Source organism: Intrasporangium sp., assembly GCF_040414665.1.
GTDB lineage: Bacteria > Actinomycetota > Actinomycetes > Actinomycetales > Dermatophilaceae > Intrasporangium.
The window spans coordinates 71041-90638 of the sequence record NZ_JBEDUL010000051.1 but is presented as its reverse complement, the minus strand read 5'-3'; the positions used below and the strand labels follow the sequence as shown (position 1 = coordinate 90638).

Genomic DNA, 19598 nt, shown 5'->3' with positions numbered 1-19598 from the left:
ACCACAACAACGCAGCCGTATGCCGCTGAGCTGGATCCTGCGTCCAGGTGCAGTCCCTGCCATTCGGCCACCAGGTCGAGGGTGCAGTAGGCGCCGGGCGTGAAGTGCACACTCGACGAAGGCGGCCGGAGGGACGGACCCGAGCATCGGGCTGGGAGGGAGCTCAGCGGCATACGGCAGGGGTGGAATGACGGGACCAGCTCCCCTGCCCGGCCGACCGCATGGGCGGGAAGGGAAACCCGTCCCGTCACTCGTCCCACCTCTCAGTCGGGTGTGCAGTTCGCGACGCGTGGAGGAGGTCGCGAACTGCACACTCGACGAGGGGGGCGGCAGGATGGGCGCATGTCGAGGCGGAGTGAGCACCAGCAGGTCGTCGAACGAGCCGTGGACGAGTACCGCGAACGACACCCCCGGCTCGTCGAGGCGACCGGCCGCTACATCGAGATGGTCCAGGCGCTGCTCGACGATGCCGGTATCAACTACCTCAACGTCTCGGGGCGCACCAAGTCCGTCGAGTCGTTCCGGGGCAAGGCCGAACGGCTGGTCGATGGGGTTCCCCTGCACCCCGAGCCGATCGAGGACATCACCGATGGGATCGGCGTGCGGGTCATCACGTACGTGCAGGCCGACGTGACCGCGGTGGCCGACCTGCTCGCCCAGGAGCTCGCAGTTCTCGACGACCGCGACCTCGGCCTTGAGACGGCGAGGGCCGGGCGGTGGGGCTATGCCAGCCGGCACCTGCTCGTCGCAGTGGATGCGAGCCGCGTCGTGCCACCGCCGTACGAGCCACTCCGCCGGCTCAACGCATCGGTCCAGATCCGCACCGTCCTCCAGCACGCGTGGGCCGAGTTCGAGCATGACATCCGGTACAAGGGCACGGTGCCGGACGAGCACGCCTTCGACCTCGACCGGCGGTTCACCCTGGCGGCCGGGCTGCTCGAGCTCGCCGACCGGGAGTTCTCCGCGATCCGGGCCCGGCTACAGGTCGCGATCCCCGCCGAACCGGAGCCCGAGGAGGCCCCCGCCCATCCGCACATCGGGTCGCAGGACCTCGCGAAGTACCTCGCGGGCACGTACTCCGACGCGGGGTGGTCGCGCACCGACCACTACACCTGGGTCTCGGGTCTGCTGCAGGAGCTCGGCATCACGACGGTCGAGGCGCTCGACACGGTCCTCGCCTCGGTCGACAGCGCCGAGGTCACGGCCCGGATGGGATACAAGTACCCGCCTGGTGCGGTGCGGCGCCTCGACGACGCGCTGCTCGCGGCGTTCGGGGAACGGTACGTCGACCTCGCGGGCAACGCCCACCGTCGGGCGGCCCTCGAGGGCAGGCTGACGAAGCTGCGTGGGTGAGCCTCCGGGGCAACAGCAGACCGTTGCCTTGTCGGACAAGTTCATGACTTATACGATCACTCCTCATGACTGCCGATCGCATCCGCCATGTCGCGCTCTCCACTGTCGTCCTGCCGCTGCCCACGCCCATCAGCGACGCGAAGGTCCTCACCGGCAGGCAGCGGCCGATGACCGAGGTCGTCCTCCTCTTCGCGGAGGTCGGAACCGAGCAGGACCAGCACGGCATCGGCTTCAGCTACTCGAAGCGCGCCGGTGGACCCGCCCAGTTCGCGCACGCCAAGGAGGTCGCCGACCGGCTCATCGGCGAGGACCCGAGCGACATCGCGAAGGTCTACGACAAGCTGCTCTGGGCCGGCGCCTCGGTCGGCCGGTCCGGGGTCGCCACCCAGGCGCTCGCCGCGATCGACATCGCCCTGTGGGACCTCAAGGCCAAGCGCGCCGCGCTTCCGCTCGCAAAGCTCATAGGTGCACACCGCGACTCGGTCCGCGCCTACAACACGTCGGGCGGCTTCCTCCATGCCCCGATCGATGAGGTCAAGGAGCGCGCGACGGAGTCCCTCGCCGCGGGCATCGGCGGCATCAAGATCAAGGTGGGCCAGCCGAACTGGCGCCTCGACCTAGAGCGCCTCGCCGCCGTCCGGGAGCACCTCGGCGCCGACGTGCCACTCATGATCGACGCCAACCAGCAGTGGGATCGGCCGACGGCCCTCCGCTTCGGCCGTTCCGTCGAGGACCTCGGCCTCGTCTGGATCGAGGAGCCACTCGACGCCTACGACGCGGAGGGTCACGCGCAGCTCGCGGCAGCCCTCGACACGCCGATCGCAACGGGCGAGATGCTCTCCAGCGTCGCCGAGCACGTCCGGCTCATCGAGGCCCGGGCGGCCGACATCATCCAGCCGGACGCGCCGCGGGTCGGTGGCATCACACCATTCCTCCGGCTCGCCACGCTCGCCGACCACGCCGGCCTCGACCTCGCCCCGCACTTCGCCATGGAGATCCACCTGCACCTCGCGGCGACCTATCCCCGCGAGCCGTGGGTCGAGCACTTCGAGTGGCTCGACCCTCTGTTCAACGAGCGCCTCGAGACCCGCGACGGTCGGATGATCGTGCCGGACCGCCCCGGCCTGGGCTTCACGCTGAGCGACCAGGCGAAGGCCTGGACCGTGGACACGTTCGAGGTGGGTCGCGCATGAGCGCCTCGGCGCCGGAGACGAGGGGCGCGGACCGCATCACCGCGGTTTCGCTGTCGCTCGTCGACGTGCCACTGCCGACCCCGGTCAGCGACGCAAAGGTGCTGACGGGACGACAGCAGCCGATGCGCGAAGTGTCGATCCTCGTCTGCGAGGTCGAGACGGCGCACGGCCTGGCCGGGTTGGGCTTCTCGTACACCACCCGCGCCGGATGCAGGGCACAGTTCGCACACGCCAGAGAGGTCGCCGACGCCATCCTCGGCGAGGACCCGAGCGACATCCCCCGGATCTACGACCGGCTCCTCTGGGCGGGCGCATCGGTCGGACGCTCGGGCGTTGCGACACAAGCGATCTCCTCCATCGACACGGCCCTGTGGGACATCAAGGCACGACGCGCCGGCCTCCCGCTCGCCAAGCTGCTCGGCGCGCACCGGGACTCGGTCGCGACGTACAACACATCCGGCGGCTTCCTCCACGCGCCGATCGAGGAGGTCAAGGAGCGGGCATCGGCATCGCTCGCGGCCGGCATCGGCGGCATCAAGGTCAAGGTCGGCCAACCGGATCTCCGCGAGGACCTGGGCCGCGTCACATCGGTCCGCGAACACCTCGGCGACGACGTCCCCCTCATGGTCGACGCCAACCAGCAGTGGGACCGGACGAGCGCCCTTCGCGCCGGTCGCGCGCTGGCCGACCTCGATCTGGTATGGATCGAGGAGCCGCTCGACGCGCACGACGCCGAGGGCCACGCCCGGTTGACGGCTGCGCTCGACACTCCCATCGCGACCGGAGAGATGCTGACGAGCGTCGGCGAGCTCGTGCGACTCATCGACCTCCGGTCGGTGACCTATCTCCAGCCGGACGTCCCACGGGTCGGGGGAATCACGCCCTACCTGCGGGTCGTGGCCCTTGCCGACCACGCGGGGATGCACGTCGCGCCGCACTTCGTCATGGAGATCCACGTCCACCTCGCCGCCGCCTACCCCCGCGAGTCGTGGGTCGAGCACATCGAGTGGTTGAGCCCGCTCTTCGAGGAGCGACTCGAGATCTCGGGCGGCCGGATGATTGTGCCGGACCGGCCCGGGCTCGGCCTCACCCTGTCCGAGCAGGCTGCCGGTTGGACCCTCGACCGGGTGGTCCTGACGGCCTTGGCGGCCCGTTAGGTTGGGCACCGTGATCCCACGAGGCGACGACGCGACGACGGAGGCGCTGCTCGACCGCGACACTGGACGCGGGCTCGCGCACGAGCTCGTCGAGCGGCTCAAGGAGCGGATCCTCAGCGGTGACATGGAGCCGGGGCAGAAGCTACCGACCGAGGCGTCGCTCGTGGCGGAGTTCGGGATCAGCCGCACCGTCGTCCGCGAGGCTATCTCGCGGCTCCAGGCTGCCGGCCTCGTCGAGACGTTCCAAGGTCGCGGCACCTTCGTGCTCGCGCTGCCAGAGACGGAGCGCTTTGAGGTAGGCGCCGACCGCGTGCGCACCCACCGTGACGTGCTCGACATGATCGACTTCCGCATCGGGGTGGAACCCGAGGCCGCTGCCCTCGCCGCCCAGCGACGAACGGGAGTGCAGCTGAAGGCGATCGAGCGAGCCCTGCACGAGATCTCCAGGTCTGGCGAGCGCCAGAGCGGAGCGGTCGAGGCGGACTTCGAGTTCCACCGCCGGATCGCGGTCGCCTCGGGCAACCGCTTCTACGCCGACCTGATCGCGTCGCTCGGGCCGATGATGATCATGCTGCCGCGCACCCGGCTCGCAGCTGCGTCCACCGTGTCCGATGCGACCCATCCCACCCGGGTGTCGCTCGAGCACGAGAACGTCTACCTGGCCATCGTGCGCTCCGACGCCGAGGCCGCCCGGTCAGCGATGCGGCTGCATCTCTCCAACTCGCGGGCACGGCTGCAACGGGACTGACGCTCTTTACCCTCCGCGCGACGGACTCGAGGCATGCCATCCTCGAACGCGTGGGAGCACCGGATCCGCGCATTGACGACTACATCGCGACCCTGCCGAGCTGGCAGCAGGAGGTTGCCCAGCGCGTGCGGCGGTTGCTGCACGAGGCCGATCCCGAGATGGAGGAGACCATCAAGCGGACTCGCCTGCCCTACTTCGTGTTGGACGGCAACGTGGCCGCGCTGCTCGGCGCCAAGGACCACCTCAACATCTTCATCTACGATCCCATCGCGCCCGACCCGCACGGCGTCATCAACCAAGGCCACGACAACAAGTCGGCCCGGGCCATCCAGGTGCGCCAAGAGGATTCGCTCGACGAGGCGGCCCTCGTCGAGCTCTTCCGGGCGGTCATCGCCAACAACCGAGCTGGGGGCTGGCGTCGGGTCACCAAGGCCGACTGATGGCTTGCGTGAAGGTTCCGGCATCCAGTCAGGACCAGCTGCAGCCCTATTGGGACAGTGCCCAACCGTGGACGCGAAGATCGGCCTGGATCGTGGCCAGGTCCCGGGGTGCGTGGGCCGAGCTGCTGGCCGGCCCAGGCATCGTGCTTGACGAGGACACCGCCCTGTCCCGCGAAGGGCTCAGCGCGGTGCGCGGATGGGCTCATCGCGCCGCGTTCCCCGGGCGACCGGCACCAGCGGGCGCCGCAGCCCTGGACGAAAACCTCCGACGCGTGTACGAGAGTAGGCCCCTGGATCGACACACGGCCGACCTGATCGCATTCACCTGCGGGCTCACGCGGTACCCACGGCCGACGCGGCCAACGGACACGGCTAACGACCAGGGGCCTGCTCCAGAACGAACACTGGCCCCGCTCCTCACCCGGCTGCGCCGGAATCGGCGATAACTGGCGCCATTCACCACGAACTGGCGAACCGGCCCAGACGGCACACGGAGGAGTAACGCTGAGCCGTGTCGATCCGAAGACGGCACCCTCGGATGCCCACGGCAGTCCAAAGTGATGATGGTCAGACGAACGCCCCCACGCGGCATGAGCGTGTCTCTTGATCGAGGGCTCGTTTTTCGGTTGTCGCCGAAGCCTCGTTTCTGGGCCTCGTCCCGGCGCCGCTGACCTCATCCGGCAGAGTCGTCGAGGTCGATGGCATGGATCGGCTCGCTCCAACCCTCAGGTCCAGCGTCGTGAATTCTGAGCGGATGTGCGACATCTACGACGTGTTGTGGCTCGGAGACGTAGAACCGCATCTCGTGGCCGTCCGGATCGAGAACACCCGGGAGCAGCCACCCGATGGGGGTACGCACCACCGGGCCATGTCCGATGTCGAGATCGTCGAGCCGCTGGGCCAGGTCCCTGAGCGCACCGGTGTCTGGCACACCCATCTCGAAGTACACCCAACCGGCGGTCTTGCGTGCCTGCTCTGGATCGAGCCGCAGCGTAAGAAGCGTCCCACCCCTGGGATGGCTCATTCCGTACCCCACAAGCCGCGAAGCTTGCATGAACTCCATGAGGGGTTGATAGCCGAGCGTCCTTGCGTACCACATTGCGGACCGGCGGACGTCAGTCACGTGGACCTTCAGGTGGTGGATTCCATCCAACGCGGGGGTGTTCATGGGGCTCATCATGCTCCGTGGCATGAGATGTCATGCCCGGTACGCAGACAGCGGGGGAACTCAACGGCTTGGGCGAGGACACGACATGGCAGGGGTACACGCCTTGGGTTGTAGTGCAGGACTGCGCTCGAGCTGCCGAGGCTCTACTACCCGACCTAGCCGAGTGGGCGCTTGAAGGGGCTCCGGAGGCGCGGACGTGGACCCTTGCCTTGGCGGCGCACCACCCAGTTGCGTGGGCTTCGCTGGGACTAGAAGCAGCGCAACTCATGCCGGGCGTCGACCCGGCCATAGCGGCCCTTGTTCGCCACGCGGTTTCCGGGACGATTCCCGAACAGTCGCTCATTGCCGCAGTGCTCGCATTGGACGCTGACGTGCGCGACTACTACGACGAAGTCATCTCCGAACTGCCGAAAGCTCGGCAGCCACGTCGGCTCGTTCTGGAACTCGCCATCACAGAGCGTCTGTAGTTCCCCGCTCCACCGCCGCCGACGGGAAGGGCGGTGGGGCTTAGCTCGCAGGGCGGCATGGTCGGACGTCCCGTCCTCCTCAACCCGGCTCCGGGCGCTTGGCCCACGTGGTCCCCGACCCAGCGCCACCCACTCGAGGTCGTCCGCACCAACCCAACCGCGGCTGGGATAGTGCGCAACCGGTGCCACGAACGCCGCACTTATCCAGCCTCGGCTGGATAAGTGCGTGCAGCTCGCCTCACGCCCGACCATCGGCCATGAGCGAGGTGCCACGACTGCGTCAATCTGGCCGAGGTGACGCATGGCCCAAGCGGCTCTGGTCTCAAGATCGATCACCGCTGACACCAGCCCAGCGGCATACGGCCGGGATTGTCACCAGCGCGCGGTGTTCACCTCGAAATCGGACTGCACGGAACGCATGTACACGGTGTCCTCGCGACGGCGGACCCCACACGTGAGGTACTGCTCATGCAGGACACCGAGCGCGTCCTCGTCGAGCTCGACGCCGAGACCGGGCCCTGTCGGCACGGCGACGGCCCCGTCGACGAACTCGAGCACGCCCGCCGTGACGACGTCCTCGGTCTTCCACGGGTAGTGCGTGTCGCAGGCGTACGTGAGGTTCGGCGTGGCGGCTGCGAGGTGGGTCATAGCCGCGAGGCTGATGCCCAGGTGGCTGTTGGAGTGCATCGACAGGCCCAGGCCGAACGTGTCGCAGATCCCGGCCAGGGTCCGCGACCGCTGAAGCCCACCCCAGAGATGGTGGTCCGACAACACGACGTCGACGGCCCGCGCCCGGATGGCCGGCTCGAGATGCTCGAAGGCGATGACGCACATGTTCGTCGCGAGCGGCAGCTCGGTGGTCCGCGCGACCTCGGCCATCCCCTGGATGCCTGGCGTCGGGTCCTCGAGGTACTCGATGACGCCGGCCAGCTCGGCCGCCACCTTGGCGGACGTCTCCACGGTCCACGCGCCATTGGGGTCGATCCGCAGCTTGTGGTCCGGGAACGCGTCACGCAGCGCGTGCATCGCGGCGACCTCCTCGGCCGGAGGCAGGACGCCGCCCTTGAGCTTGATCGCCGTGAAGCCGTATGCCGCCCACATCCGTTGCGCTTGCGCCACCAGCTGGTCTGGCGTCAGGGCCTCACCCCAGTCGTCGTCGGGGTGGCCCGGGTGCCCGGCCCACTTGTAGAAGAGGTAGGCACTGAAGGGGACGCGGTCGCGGACTGCACCGCCGAGCAGGTCGCTGACGGGCCGGCCGGTCTCCTTGCCCTGCAGGTCGAGACAGGCGACCTCGAACGGAGAGAAGACCGGGTCGACGGCTGAGTCGAGGTCGAGCATGCCGCCGAAGCTCTGGCCACCGCCGGAGGGTGCCGCGCCGAGCGTCTCGACGACCACGCGCCGGAGGGCGTTCACGTCCCAGATCGGCGTGCCGGGGACCGCCGCGGCGACCGCCCCGAGCCGGGCCAGATGCGTCTCGTCGGCATAGGTCTCCCCCAGCCCGACGAGGCCGGTGTCGGTGTGGATCTGGACGATCGCCCGCAGGGCGAAGGGCTGGTGGACGCCGACGACGTTGAGCAGCGGCGGGTCCGCGAAGGCGACCGGCGTGACGGTGACACGGGAGATCCGGCTCCCTGTGGTCCGGGCGGCCATCATGACCGAGAAGCCTTGACCGTGAAGACGGGCACCGAGGCGTCGAGCAGGATCCGCTGCGCGGAGCTGCCGAGGATCAGCTTGCCGACCGGTGTGCGCTGGCGGATCCCGATGACGAGGAGCGAGGCGTCCACGTCTCGGACGACGCGCTCGAGGGTCTCGGCGAGTGAGCTGCCGTGGAGCGGCTGCGCGACGTCGACCGCGACGCCGGCCGCGGTCGCACGAGCGACGACGGCATCCCGCTGCTCCGCCGAGAGCATGGCGTCGTCGACCGGCGCCCCGCCGCGCGGAGAGTTGACCACGACGAGGTCCGTGTCGCGCAGCAGCGCCTCGGCGATGCCTCGATCGAGGGCGGCGTGGCCTTCCGGGGTGTCGACATAGCCGACGACGATGGTCATCTTGCCTCCGTGGTCTCGCGGGTGCCGTGGTGGTCGGCGTGGTCGGGGTGGTCGGCCTGGTCGGCTGGGCCGCTCGCGTCGGGTGTCGACGGTGCGGCGGGCTCGTGGGCGGGCCGGCTGCCGCGGAAGATCCTCCGCACCAGCGGGAAGAGGACGACCGCGACGATGACGGCCAGGATCGTTCCCGAAATGGGACGGGTCAGGAAGCCCGTCGGGTCGCCACCGAAGAGCAACAGCGAGCGCCGCGTCGAGCTCTCGATCATCTCTCCCAGGACGAACGCCAGGACGAGCGGGCCGGGCTCGAATCCGACCTTCTTCATGAGGTAGCCGACGACGCCGAACACGATGACGAGGAAGATGTCGAAGACCGAGTTGCGGACCGTGTAGACGCCGAGCAGCGTGATGAGCGCGGTGATCGGCGCGAGGATAGCCGGCCGGACCTTGAGGATCCGTACGAAGATCCCGACCATCGGGATGCTCATGATGAGCAACAGGATGTTGCCGACGTACATCGAGTTGATGACCCCCCAGAAGAGGTCCGGGTGCTCGTCGACGAGCTGCGGTCCGGGCTGGACGCCCTGGATGAGGAGGGCACCGAACATCAGCGCCATGGTCGCGTTCGCCGGGATGCCGAGGGTGAGCAGCGGGATGAACGACGAGGTGGCCGCGGCATTGTTGGCCGTCTCCGGCGCGGCTACGCCCTCGATGGCGCCACGGCCGAAGCGCTCGGGCTGCTTCGCGCGGCGCTTCTCGACCGCATAGGCGACAAGTGACGAGAGCACCGCCCCGCCGCCGGGAAGTACGCCGAGGCCGAAGCCAATACCCGACCCGCGGCCGATTGCGCCGCTCGAGTCCTTGAGGTCGCGGCGGGTCGGCCAGACGCGGGTCACCTTGGCCGGTGCATGGACCTTCTTGTGGTTCTGCTCGAGGTTGTAGAGGATCTCGCCAAGGCCGAAGAGACCCATGGCGATCGGCACGAAGTCGATGCCGTCGGCCAGGTTGAGGCTGCCGAAGGTGAATCGCTCCGCACCGGTGAAGGTGTCCCTGCCGACGGTTGCGATGAGCAGGCCGACAGCGGCAGCGATGACTGCCTTGAGCTTGCCGCCGTTGCCGATGGTCGCGACGAGCAGGACGCCGAGCAGACCGAGCGCGGCGTACTCAGGCGGGCCGAAGTCGAGGGCGTAGCCGGCGACGACGGGCGCGAGGATGGTCAGGCCGAGGATCGACACCGTGCCGCCGATGAACGAGCCGATGGCCGCGATGCCGAGCGCGGCGCCGGCGCGGCCCTGTTTGGCCATGGCGAAGCCGTCGAAGACCGTGACGACCGAGCTGGCTTCGCCCGGGAGGCGGAGCAGGACGGACGTGATGGTGCCGCCGTACTGGGCGCCGTAGAAGATGCCGGCGAGCATGATGATCGCGGACACCGGCTCGACGCCGTAGGTGATCGGCAGCAGGATCGCGATCGTCGCCGCCGGACCGAGGCCGGGAAGCACGCCGATGAGCATGCCGATGACGACGCCGACGAGGCAGTAGAGCAGGTTCTCGGGCTGCAGCACCACGCCGAAGCCGTCGATGATCGGGGTGAGGTCCATGGGGATACCTGGGTCCGGGTGGCGGGCTCAGATGAGCCGGGGAAGGGGGATCTGCAGCGCAAGGACGAAGAGCGCATAGAAGGCCGCAACGGTGAGGACGCTGATCAGCACCGACATGCGCCACGTCTCACCGCCGAGGAACCTCGTCCAGATCAGCATGACGAGGAGCGCGGGCACCTCGAAGCCGATGACCGGCAGCAGGAGTCCGAAGCAGACGAGACTGGCCACGCCGACCGCTGTCAGGATGCTCGACCGGGTGAACTTCTCGGTGTCGGTGTCATGGCGGCCGAGGACGAGCAGCGCCACCGACAGCGCGGTGACGGCCACGGACACGATGAAGGGCCACAGCCCGGGGCCCGGCTCGGTCAGCGAGCCAAGGCCGAAGCCGAGTGAGAGCAGGAGGCCGCTGACGCCGAGGGCGAGGGCCGCGAGACCCGCAACGACCTGGGTGACCGGCCCCGCGTGGGGCGGCCGCTCCTCCTCGAGGTCGGCAGCCACCTCGGCCCTGATCTCCTCGAGGATGTCGGGCTCGCCCCCAGTGGGTGACGGGTGATGGGAATGTGTCGTGCTCATCCGGGACTCCTCCTCGAGGGCCGGTGCGGGCGGGTCCGTCCCCAGAGAAAGGGTCGGTCCCCGCCCGCGCGGTGGGTCTTGGTGCGTCAGCTCTTCTGCTGCAGCTCGATGCCGAACTTGCTGACCTTGTCGGTGTTGGAGGCAAGGTCGGCCTTGAGCATGGTGACGATCTCATCGCCGGGCAGCTCGAGCGGGGTGAGCGAGTTGTCCTCGTTGAACTTCTTGTAGTCGGCCGTGGCGTAGGTCGCCTTGGCGGCGGCGATGAGCCGGTCCCTGACGGCCTGCGGCGTGCCCTTCGGCGTCGTGAGGAAGCGGTACTGCGTCACGACGACGTCGAAGCCCTGCTCCTTGGCCGTGGGCACCTCGGGCAGCGCCGTCACGCGCTCCGGAGCGAAGACGGCGAGCGGCACGAGCTTGCCGGCCTTGATGTTCTCGACCGCCTCGCCGATCTGCATCGTCGACGCGTCGACCTGGTTGCCGAGCAGGGCGGTGAGGTTCGGCGCACCGCCGTCGAACGGGACCGCGGTCGCGTCGATGCCCGCGGACTTGAAGGTCAGAGCGGACGAGAGCTGGGCGCCGGTGCCGACGCCGGTCGTGCCGTACTTGATGGTCTTGCCGGCGGCCTTGAGGTCGTCGAGCTTCTTGAAGCCGCTCTGGGCGTTGGTGACCATGACGTAGTCGTCCCGCGAGACGCCGTAGAGCACGTCGAAGTCGTCGATCGAGGTCGCCTCAGCCTCGGACACCGCGAGCGGCGTGATGGCGAAGAGCGAGGCGTTCTGGACGGAGATCGCGTAGCCGTCCGACTTGGCTCCCTTGAGCTCCTTGGCGACGAGGGCCCCGTTGGCACCCGGCTTGTTGATGACCGGCATCGACACCTTGAGCTCCTCGCTCATTCCCTTGGAAAGGGCGCGGCTGATGAGGTCGCTGCTGCCACCGGCCGAGGCGCCGACGGTCATCTGGATCGAGCCGCTCGGGTAGGAGTCGCCACCGGAGCCGCTGCTCTCGGCGGTCTTGACGCCACCGCAGGCGGAGAGGACGAGCAGGGCGGTCGCGGCCGCGGCCACAGCCGGGATCGCGCGGGTCCTCGCAAGAAGGTTCGTCATTGACAGTCTCCTGGGACGTGGGAACGCCGGACGACCGGCGTCATGAGGTCAGTTGAGCGCAGTGGGAGCCTGGGGGTGCTCCCCATGCCGGGAGACACTATGAACCTCCCTCGATGCCTGTCCAAACCCGATGCTGCATCAAGTGATGCTTTCGCAGCATTGACGGGTAGGGTCGGCCACCATGATGACCCTCGACCAGGTCCGCGCCTTCGTCGCCGTTGCCGAGGAACTCCACTACGGGCGCGCGGCGGAGCGGCTCCAGATGACCCAGCCGCCGCTGAGCCGGCAGATCCAGAAGCTCGAGCGCACCGTGGGCGTCACGCTCCTTGACCGGGACAACCGCCGGGTCGCCCTGACGGAGGCGGGCGGCGCCTTCCTCGACGAGGCGTATCGCCTGCTCGCCCTGGTCGAGAGCGCGGGCGACGTCGCGCGCCGCATCGACGGCGGGGCAGCGGGCACGCTGCGGCTCGGCTTCACCGCGGTCTCCGCCATCGGCGTGCTCGGCCCGCTCCTGCGTGAGCTCGACGCGAGCCTCCCGGGCGTGGACGTCATCCTCCACGAGCGGGTCACCGCCGCCCAGGCCGATGGCATCCGCCGCGGCGAGCTCGACCTGGGCCTCGCCCGCCCGCCGTTCGACACCGAGGAACTCGAGTCGCGGATCGTCTTCCGCGAGGCGCTGTGCGCTGCGGTGCCGGCCGGCCACCGCCTGGCCGGCTTCGACCGGCCGCTCACGCCGGGTGACTTCGATGGCGTCCCCGTGATCAGCTACAACCCCGTCCAGTCGCGCTACTTCCACGAGCTGACCGTCCGCTTCCTGACGAACGCGCACCCACGAGTCGAGCAACAGGTGCACCAGATCCTCACCGCCGTTCTGCTCGTCGCTGCAGGGCGCGGTTGCGCCCTCGTGCCGGCCTCGGCGCGCTTCCTCGGAGTCGAGGGGGTGGCCTACGCGGACCTCGTCGACGGGGGCGGCGACCCTGACGGTAACGAGGTACCGGGCAAGCCCGTCGAGCTGCACGCCATCTGGGCACGTGGACGCCGCAGCCCGATGCTCCGCCGCGTCCTCACGCAGATCGGCCGGATGCACCTCGACGGTGAGACCCCACCCGGCCGCACGGCGCCTTGATGCTCGGTAGGCATCGCAACATACGAAATCCGTCTTGGACAGGTATCGGAGGCCCTTTCTAGCCTGTGCTGGACCACTGGCCCAGCGGCGGGCCGGCGGCCGTCCAGCACGGCCGCCGAGCCCACTGCTCCGTCGCAAAGGACCTCACCGTGCCTTCCCTCGCACCAGACGAACTCGCCCATACCCTGGGGACCGGACTCCTGTCCTTCCCCGTCACGCACTTCACCTCCGACCTGGAGTTCGACGAGGCGGGGTACCGGGAGCACCTCTCGTGGCTCAGCGGCTTCGACGTCGCCGGCCTGTTCGCCGCGGGCGGCACGGGCGAGGGCTTCTCGCTGCGCACCGAGGAGATCGACCGCGTCGTGCGCGTCGCGGTCGACGAGATCGGCGGCACGGTGCCGGTCCTCGCCCCGGCCACCGGGGGCACGGCCGTCGCCGTGGCCCAGGCCCGCGCCGCCGAGGCGGCGGGTGCCGACGGCATCCTCCTCTTCCCGCCCTACCTCACGGAGGCGAGCCAGCGCGGTCTGGTCGACCACATCTCCGCCGTATGCCGCTCAGTCTCCTTGGGCGTCATCGCGTACTCCCGCGCCAACGCGGTCCTCACCGACACCACCGTCGCGCAGGTCGCCGAGCGCCACCCCAACTTCGTCGGTCTCAAGGACGGCGTCGGCAGCATCGAGGCGATGACGCGCACTTATGCGCGAGTCGGCGACCGGCTGCTCTACATCGGCGGGCTCCCGACCGCGGAGACCTTTGCGTTGCCGCTGCTCCAGCTCGGCGTGACGACGTACTCGTCGGCGATCTTCAACTTCCTCCCCGAGTTCGCCGTCGGCTTCTACGCGGACGTCCGCCGCCAGGACCGCGACGCCGTCTACCGCAAGCTCAACGACTTCGTGCTCCCCTACCTCGACATCCGCGACCGGGAGAACGGCTACGCCGTCTCGATCATCAAGGGCGGGCTCGCCGCGATCGGCCGGTCGGCCGGGCCCGTGCGTCCCCCACTGACCAACCTCACCGATCAGGATCTGGCCGACCTCAAGATCCTCATCGACAAGATCGGCTGAGCCGGATCAGCTGAACCCGAGCCCTCCCACTGCCCGAGGAGACCCCACGATGACCACCGAAACCACCGACACCACCGACAGCACCACCCTTGCCGGCCACTCGATCGTCGCCGGCGAGCGACTCGTCGGCCGGTCGAAGGGCCTGACCGCCATCGAGGCCACCACCGGCCAGCCCCTCGAGCCGACCTACACCCTCGTGGACGAAGAGCAGCTCGGGTGGGCGACCGCGGCGGCCGAGGCGGCCTTCGAGACCTATCGCGCGACCAGCCCCGAGGAGCGGGCCGCCTTCCTCGACGAGGTGGCGGCGCAGATCGAGGCGGATGGGGAGGCGATCATCGCGCGCGCGGTCGCCGAGTCGGGGCTGCCGACGCCCCGGATCACGGGCGAGCTGGCCCGGACGACGGGGCAGCTGCGGATGTTCGCCGGCGTCGTCCGGCTCGCGGACCACCTCGAGGTCCGGATCGACCCGGCGCAGCCGGAGCGGACGCCCCTGCCGCGGGCCGACATCCGCCAGCGCCAGGTTCCGCTCGGCCCTGTCGCGGTCTTCGGTGCGAGCAACTTCCCGCTCGCCTTCTCGGTGGCGGGAGGCGACACCGCCTCGGCCCTGGCCGCCGGGTGCCCCGTGGTCGTCAAGGCGCACAACGCCCACCCGGGGACGAGCGAGCTCGTGGGGGCAGCGGTGGCCAGGGCGGTTGCGGCACGCGGGCTGCACCCGGGCGTCTTCTCGCTCCTCTACGGCAGCGGCACGTCGATCGGCCAGGCGCTCGTGCGGGACCCGCGGATCAAGGCCGTCGGGTTCACCGGGTCCCGAGCAGGCGGGCTGGCCCTCGCCGCCGCCGCCGCGGAGCGGCGGGAACCGATCCCGGTCTTTGCCGAGATGAGCTCGGTCAACCCCGTCGTCGTCCTGCCCGGGAGCATCGCCGACGGGCGTGCGGAAGCGCTGGCAGCGGCATACGTCGCCTCCCTCACCCTCGGGTCCGGACAGTTCTGCACCAACCCCGGCCTGGCCTTCGTGCCGGAGGGGCCGGATGGCGACGCCTTCGTCGCGGCCGCCGGGCGAGCCGTCGCGGAGGCGACCGGGCAGACCATGCTCACGCCCGGCATCGCGGAGACGTTCGAGCAGGGCACGACCGCGCTCAAGGCGGTCGACGGGGTCACGATCGAGGCCGAGGGGACCGCCGGCGACACCGACAACGCGCCCGCGCCGCTGCTGGCCTCCGTGACGACGTCCGTCTTGCGCGATGAGGCGACCGTGGCCGAGGAGGTCTTCGGTCCCTCCGGTGTCATCGTTCGGTGGGCCGACCCCGCCGAGCTGGCGGAGTCACTGCGGGCGCTGGAGGGCCAGCTCACCGTGACGGTCCAGGCGGCCGAGAGCGACCACGACGCCGCGCGAACCCTGTTGCCGCTGCTCGAGACGAAGGCCGGCCGCATCCTGTTCAACGGGTGGCCGACCGGCGTTGAGGTGGGCCACGCGATGGTGCACGGCGGTCCGTTCCCGGCGACCTCCGACAGCCGCACCACGTCCGTGGGGTCGCTGGCGATCTACCGTTTCCAGAGGCCGGTCGCCTACCAGGACGTGCCCGCCGACCTGCTGCCGGAGCCGACCCGCGACGACAACCCGTGGGGGCTCACCCAGCGGGTCGACGGCCGGCTGCGACTCTCCCAGAACTGACAGGAGCTCCCGTTGTCACCCAAGATCGCCACTGTCGAGGTCGTTCCCGTTGCCGGCCATGACAGCATGCTGCTCAATCTCAGCGGCGCCCATGGGCCGTTCTTCACCCGCAACGTCGTCATCATCACGGACAGCGACGGCAACACCGGTCTCGGCGAGGTCCCCGGCGGCGAGAAGATTGCCGGAACCGTCCGCGAAGCCGCGGAACTGCTGCAGGGCAAGGAGATCGCGCGCTACCGCCAGCTGCTGCGCCTCGTCTCCGAGACCTATGCGGCCCACGATGTCGGCGGCCGCGGCATCCAGACGTTCGACGTGCGCACCACGGTGCACGCCATCACCGGGCTCGAGTCGGCCCTGCTCGACCTCATGGGCCAGCATCTCGGGGTGCCGGTGGCGGAGCTGCTCGGCGACGGGCAGCAGCGCCGCTCCGTCCCGATGCTCGGCTACCTCTTCTACGTGGCAGACGCGTCGCGCACCGACCTGCCGTACGTCGTCGACGACGACGAGGGTGACGACCGATGGTCCCAGCTGCGGCGGCGCGAGGCGATGACGCCCGAGGCCATCGTCGCGCTGGCCGAGGCCGCCCAGGAGCGCTACGGCTTCACCGACTTCAAGCTCAAGGGCGGGGTCCTGCCGGGCGAGGAGGAGATCGCGGCGGTGACCGCGCTGGCCCGACGCTTCCCCACGGCGCGGATCACCCTGGATCCCAACGGGGGCTGGCTCGTCGCCGACGCGATCCGTCTGTGCACCGGTCTGCACGACGTCCTCGCGTATGCCGAAGACCCGTGCGGCGCCGAGGGCCGCTTCTCGGCCCGCGAGACGATGGCCGAGTTCAGGCGCGCCACGGGTCTGCGGACCGCGACGAACATGATCGCGACGGACTGGCGCGAGATGGCGCACGCCATCCGGGGCCACGCTGTTGACATCCCCCTCGCGGACCCGCACTTCTGGACCATGGCGGGCTCCGTGCGCGTCGCCCAGCTGTGCCACGACTTCGGCCTGACGTGGGGCTCCCACTCGAACAACCACTTCGACATCTCACTGGCCATGTTCACCCACGTCGGGGCTGCTGCGCCGGGCGAGATCACCGCGCTCGACACGCACTGGATCTGGCAGGACGGACAGGCGCTGACGAAGCGGCCGCTCCAGATCGCCAGTGGTCAGATCGAGGTGCCGGACGCACCGGGTCTTGGCGTCGAGCTCGACCGGGAGGCGCTGGACGCCGCCCATGAGCTCTACCTCGAGCACGGCTTGGGGGCCAGGGACGACTCGGTGGCGATGCAGTACCTCGTCGACGGCTGGGCGTTCGACCCGAAGCGCCCGTGCCTCGTGCGCTGAGCCGAGTCACGCCTCCCTTGGAAAAGGTGCATCGCCGATGTCGATTCGGCGGGGACGACTTCGTCAGGATGGTGTGACGGGAGCCGTCACGCTTCACCGACAAGTCACCGACAGTCTTACCAAGAAGGAGCCGACCATGGCCGACACGTACGTCTACCTCATCCACGAGCCCGACTGGGACTCCGACTACGCCGCGAGCCCCGAGGCGCAGAACGACCCCGAGTTCGGCGCGAGCATGGCCGCGCACGGAGCCTTCGCCCAAGCAGTGGAAACCCTCGGCGCGCGGCTCGTCGGCGGTCACGCGCTGACGAACACCAAGTACGGCGGCACCGTCGTCCCCGGCGCGGCGGACCGCAAGGCCGACGACGCCGTCTACACGGACGGGCCGTTCACCGACACGGCCGAGGTCATCACCGGCTTCTACGTCGTCGAGACCGACGACGAGGTCCTCGCCCGCAAGCTCGCGGCCCTCGTCCCCACGGGCGGCCACATCGAGTGGCGCAAGGTCATTCCACTCGGCTGATCCGCGACGTCGGCCGGGTCGGTGTCCTCGGCAGGAGACACAATGTCGCCATGCCGGCGACCCACAGTGAACTCGAGCTGGAGTTCCAGGACGCGTGGCCGCGGATCGTGCGGACGCTTGCGTCCTTCACGGGCAACCTCGACGACGCGGAGGAGTATGCCGCTGAGTCCGTCGCGCGCGCCGCTGACCACGTGCGCCGGTCGGGTGAGCCGATCGACTCCCTGGCCGCGTGGTGCACGTCGGTGGCCAAGCGTGCGTGGATCGACGACCATCGTCGGCGCCGCGTCGAGGGACGACTCGCCCCTGAGCTCGTCCCACCGGAGGCCGACCCGACCGCGGACACCAGCGCCATGGATCACGACGACCCGATCAGCCGCTCGCTCGGTCCTCGGGGCGACGCTCTGGACGACCGGCTCGCGCTGCTCTTCGTGGCGTGCGACCCGGTCGTCAGCGCGTCATCACAGATGGTGCTCGCGCTGCGCGTCGTGTGCGGGCTGTCGATCCCACAGATCGCGGCTCATCTGGGTCTGCAGGAGTCGGCGACAGCGGCTCGGCTCACCCGGGCGAAGCGGGCCCTCGCCGAGGCTCGCGGCGCCTTTCAGGTCCCGGACGAGGAGGAGCGCCGCGAGCGGTTGCCCGTCGTCCTCGCCTGTGTCGCAGGGATGTTCACGCTGGCTCACCGCACGGTGCTCGATCCGGTCGATGCTCTCGCCGACACCGGCGTGCAGGCGCTGTCGATCGCCAACGCCATCGTCGCGGCCTACCCGGGAGATACTGAGGCCCGCGGGCTGCGTGCCGTGATCCGGCTCGGTCTGGCCCGACGGCCGGGTCGCGTCGATGAGACCGGCACCGCGCTCGCGCTGGACGAGGTCGACCGGGGCCGTTGGGACCGAGCGCTGCTCGCTCTCGGCCTCGACGACGCAACCTTCGCCGCAACCGCCGGCGACGGCCGGTTCGCCATCGAGGCCGCCATCTCGGGCCTCCATTCGGTGGCCGCAACCTTCCAGGAGACGGACTGGACCCGGATCGTCGATCTCTACGGTGCCCTGGAGCGCGTGTGGCCCTCACCGTCCGTGCGCGTCGCCCGGCTTGCCGCAACGGCACACGGGATCATCGCGAATGGCGAGCTCGGCGCTGCAGCAGGCGAGCTCAGACACGTCGAGGAGGAGCTGGTCCGGCTGGAAACGAGCTCAGCGGCATACGCCTCGCGCGACGCAAGCCTGGCCCTCGCCGACCTGGCCTGGCGCACGGGACGCCGGGAGGCGGCTGCCGGCCGCTACCGCGACCTCGCGGACATCATGGCCGCCGAGCCGCTCCGACGATTCTGCCTACGCCGTGTCGGAACTGTCCGAAACGCCCTTTACCGACCAGACTCGCAGGATGACGTGGGAGGATCTGCGGCTCGCGATCGGTGAGTTCATGACGTCGGCCGGTTTCGCCGGGCTCGCGGCTCTCGCGGCCGCGACGATCGCCTACAGAGGGATCGTGGAGCGTGGTCGGATCGACAGGAACCTCGCCATCGATGCCGACGAGCGGGCGCGGTGGTGGGAGGCACTGATGTGGGTGTGGGCCAACCGCGACGAGCTTCCGTCGCCGGTGAAGCTGAAGGTGCTGCGCACGCTCAACAGCCTGTCGCGCAACACGACACAGTCTGCGATGCTGGAAGCGGCCATGGACGCCATCGTCAAGGTGAAGCGGAAGGGAGGCAGCCGTGGCTGAGGCAGTGAACCAGCCGTACCCCCCGGACGAGCCTTCGAGGCTCCTCCTCAGGGCGACCGTCAAGGCCCTGCACGACTGGCGCACGAGACGTCAGGTGCCCGAGTCGGTGACCACCGAGGAACTGGCTGATGCCGGCGACATGGCGCGATTCATGCTCAAGCACGGAGGTGCCGTGGAGTTCGAGGCTGCCGAGCCCCTTGACGACGGCGTGGAGCCTGAGGAGCTCGAAACCTTGCGGGCTGAGATCCGGGCGCGACGGGAGACTCTCCCAGCCGGGCCGCTCTGACGCGTCAGCGGGCGGCCGGCTCGTGGAC

Annotated in this window: 20 protein-coding genes; 14 read left to right on the top strand and 6 right to left on the bottom strand. The window is 69.6% G+C overall.

The window, feature by feature from the left end:
* Positions 1-342: 342 nt before the first annotated feature.
* The 5 genes from ABF401_RS05820 to ABF401_RS05800 all read left to right on the top strand — a co-directional run bounded on the left by ABF401_RS05820 (position 343) and on the right by ABF401_RS05800 (position 4891).
* Positions 343-1353, top strand: coding sequence for a GTP pyrophosphokinase (locus ABF401_RS05820; protein ID WP_353508590.1), 1011 nt, complete (start codon positions 343-345; stop codon positions 1351-1353).
* A 65-nt stretch (positions 1354-1418) separates the two neighbouring features.
* Positions 1419-2546, top strand: a complete 1128-nt coding sequence (locus ABF401_RS05815) for an L-talarate/galactarate dehydratase (protein ID WP_353508589.1) — start codon at positions 1419-1421, stop codon at positions 2544-2546.
* Entirely contained in the window at positions 2543-3703 is a 1161-nt protein-coding gene (locus ABF401_RS05810; protein ID WP_353508588.1) for an L-talarate/galactarate dehydratase, read from the top strand. Before ABF401_RS05815 ends, ABF401_RS05810 begins: the two co-directional genes overlap by 4 nt.
* A gap of 10 nt (positions 3704-3713) precedes the next feature.
* Positions 3714-4451 (top strand): FadR/GntR family transcriptional regulator, encoded by a 738-nt coding sequence (locus tag ABF401_RS05805; RefSeq protein WP_353508587.1) that lies wholly within the window; start codon positions 3714-3716, stop codon positions 4449-4451.
* A 50-nt stretch (positions 4452-4501) separates the two neighbouring features.
* Positions 4502-4891 carry a DUF1801 domain-containing protein gene (locus ABF401_RS05800; RefSeq protein WP_353508586.1) on the top strand — a complete coding sequence of 130 codons (390 nt, stop codon included), beginning with the start codon at positions 4502-4504 and terminating at the stop codon, positions 4889-4891.
* A gap of 673 nt (positions 4892-5564) precedes the next feature.
* Here the strand turns inward: ABF401_RS05800 and ABF401_RS05795 are convergent.
* Positions 5565-6059, bottom strand: a complete 495-nt coding sequence (locus ABF401_RS05795) for a VOC family protein (RefSeq protein WP_353508585.1) — start codon at positions 6057-6059, stop codon at positions 5565-5567.
* Positions 6060-6325: 266 nt separating this feature from the next.
* Between ABF401_RS05795 and ABF401_RS05790 the strand changes: the two genes are divergently transcribed.
* A complete protein-coding gene (locus tag ABF401_RS05790; protein ID WP_353508584.1) occupies positions 6326-6526 on the top strand; it encodes a hypothetical protein in 201 nt (66 codons plus the stop codon).
* 372 nt (positions 6527-6898) lie between these two features.
* On the opposite strand, the gene ABF401_RS05785 is transcribed toward ABF401_RS05790, so the two are convergent.
* The 5 genes from ABF401_RS05785 to ABF401_RS05765 all read right to left on the bottom strand — a co-directional run bounded on the left by ABF401_RS05785 (position 6899) and on the right by ABF401_RS05765 (position 11842).
* On the bottom strand, positions 6899-8179 hold the full coding sequence (locus ABF401_RS05785) for a glucarate dehydratase family protein (protein ID WP_353508583.1): 1281 nt from the start codon (positions 8177-8179) through the stop codon (positions 6899-6901).
* The gene (locus tag ABF401_RS05780) at positions 8176-8574 is read right to left on the bottom strand and encodes a universal stress protein (RefSeq protein ID WP_353508582.1); all 399 of its coding nucleotides are present in this window, start codon (positions 8572-8574) and stop codon (positions 8176-8178) included. Before ABF401_RS05780 ends, ABF401_RS05785 begins: the two co-directional genes overlap by 4 nt.
* Positions 8571-10166: a tripartite tricarboxylate transporter permease gene (locus ABF401_RS05775; RefSeq protein WP_353508581.1), complete on the bottom strand. Its 1596-nt coding sequence runs from the start codon at positions 10164-10166 to the stop codon at positions 8571-8573. The genes ABF401_RS05780 and ABF401_RS05775 overlap by 4 nt, the downstream gene beginning before the upstream one ends.
* 27 nt (positions 10167-10193) lie before the next feature.
* Positions 10194-10739, bottom strand: a complete 546-nt coding sequence (locus ABF401_RS05770) for a tripartite tricarboxylate transporter TctB family protein (protein WP_353508580.1) — start codon at positions 10737-10739, stop codon at positions 10194-10196.
* Positions 10740-10825: 86 nt separating this feature from the next.
* The gene (locus ABF401_RS05765; RefSeq protein ID WP_353508579.1) at positions 10826-11842 is read right to left on the bottom strand and encodes a tripartite tricarboxylate transporter substrate binding protein; all 1017 of its coding nucleotides are present in this window, start codon (positions 11840-11842) and stop codon (positions 10826-10828) included.
* Positions 11843-12023: 181 nt separating this feature from the next.
* Here ABF401_RS05765 and ABF401_RS05760 point away from each other — a divergent pair, with 181 nt between their 5' ends.
* The 8 genes from ABF401_RS05760 to ABF401_RS05725 all read left to right on the top strand — a co-directional run bounded on the left by ABF401_RS05760 (position 12024) and on the right by ABF401_RS05725 (position 19570).
* A complete protein-coding gene (locus tag ABF401_RS05760) occupies positions 12024-12968 on the top strand; it encodes a LysR substrate-binding domain-containing protein (RefSeq protein WP_353508578.1) in 945 nt (314 codons plus the stop codon).
* A 149-nt stretch (positions 12969-13117) separates the two neighbouring features.
* Positions 13118-14032, top strand: coding sequence for a 5-dehydro-4-deoxyglucarate dehydratase (gene kdgD / locus ABF401_RS05755; RefSeq protein ID WP_353508577.1), 915 nt, complete (start codon positions 13118-13120; stop codon positions 14030-14032).
* A 49-nt stretch (positions 14033-14081) separates the two neighbouring features.
* A complete protein-coding gene (locus ABF401_RS05750; RefSeq protein WP_353508576.1) occupies positions 14082-15704 on the top strand; it encodes an aldehyde dehydrogenase (NADP(+)) in 1623 nt (540 codons plus the stop codon).
* Between the two features lie 66 nt (positions 15705-15770).
* The gene (locus ABF401_RS05745; protein WP_353508605.1) at positions 15771-17042 is read left to right on the top strand and encodes an enolase C-terminal domain-like protein; all 1272 of its coding nucleotides are present in this window, start codon (positions 15771-15773) and stop codon (positions 17040-17042) included.
* A 136-nt stretch (positions 17043-17178) separates the two neighbouring features.
* Positions 17179-17565, top strand: coding sequence for a YciI family protein (locus tag ABF401_RS05740; protein ID WP_353508575.1), 387 nt, complete (start codon positions 17179-17181; stop codon positions 17563-17565).
* A 50-nt stretch (positions 17566-17615) separates the two neighbouring features.
* Positions 17616-18980 carry an RNA polymerase sigma factor gene (locus ABF401_RS05735; RefSeq protein WP_353508574.1) on the top strand — a complete coding sequence of 455 codons (1365 nt, stop codon included), beginning with the start codon at positions 17616-17618 and terminating at the stop codon, positions 18978-18980.
* Positions 18946-19284 carry a hypothetical protein gene (locus ABF401_RS05730; RefSeq protein ID WP_353508573.1) on the top strand — a complete coding sequence of 113 codons (339 nt, stop codon included), beginning with the start codon at positions 18946-18948 and terminating at the stop codon, positions 19282-19284. The genes ABF401_RS05735 and ABF401_RS05730 overlap by 35 nt, the downstream gene beginning before the upstream one ends.
* Complete coding sequence (locus ABF401_RS05725) at positions 19277-19570, top strand: hypothetical protein (protein WP_353508572.1); 294 nt, start codon at positions 19277-19279, stop codon at positions 19568-19570. Before ABF401_RS05730 ends, ABF401_RS05725 begins: the two co-directional genes overlap by 8 nt.
* The last annotated feature ends 28 nt before the right edge of the window (positions 19571-19598 follow it).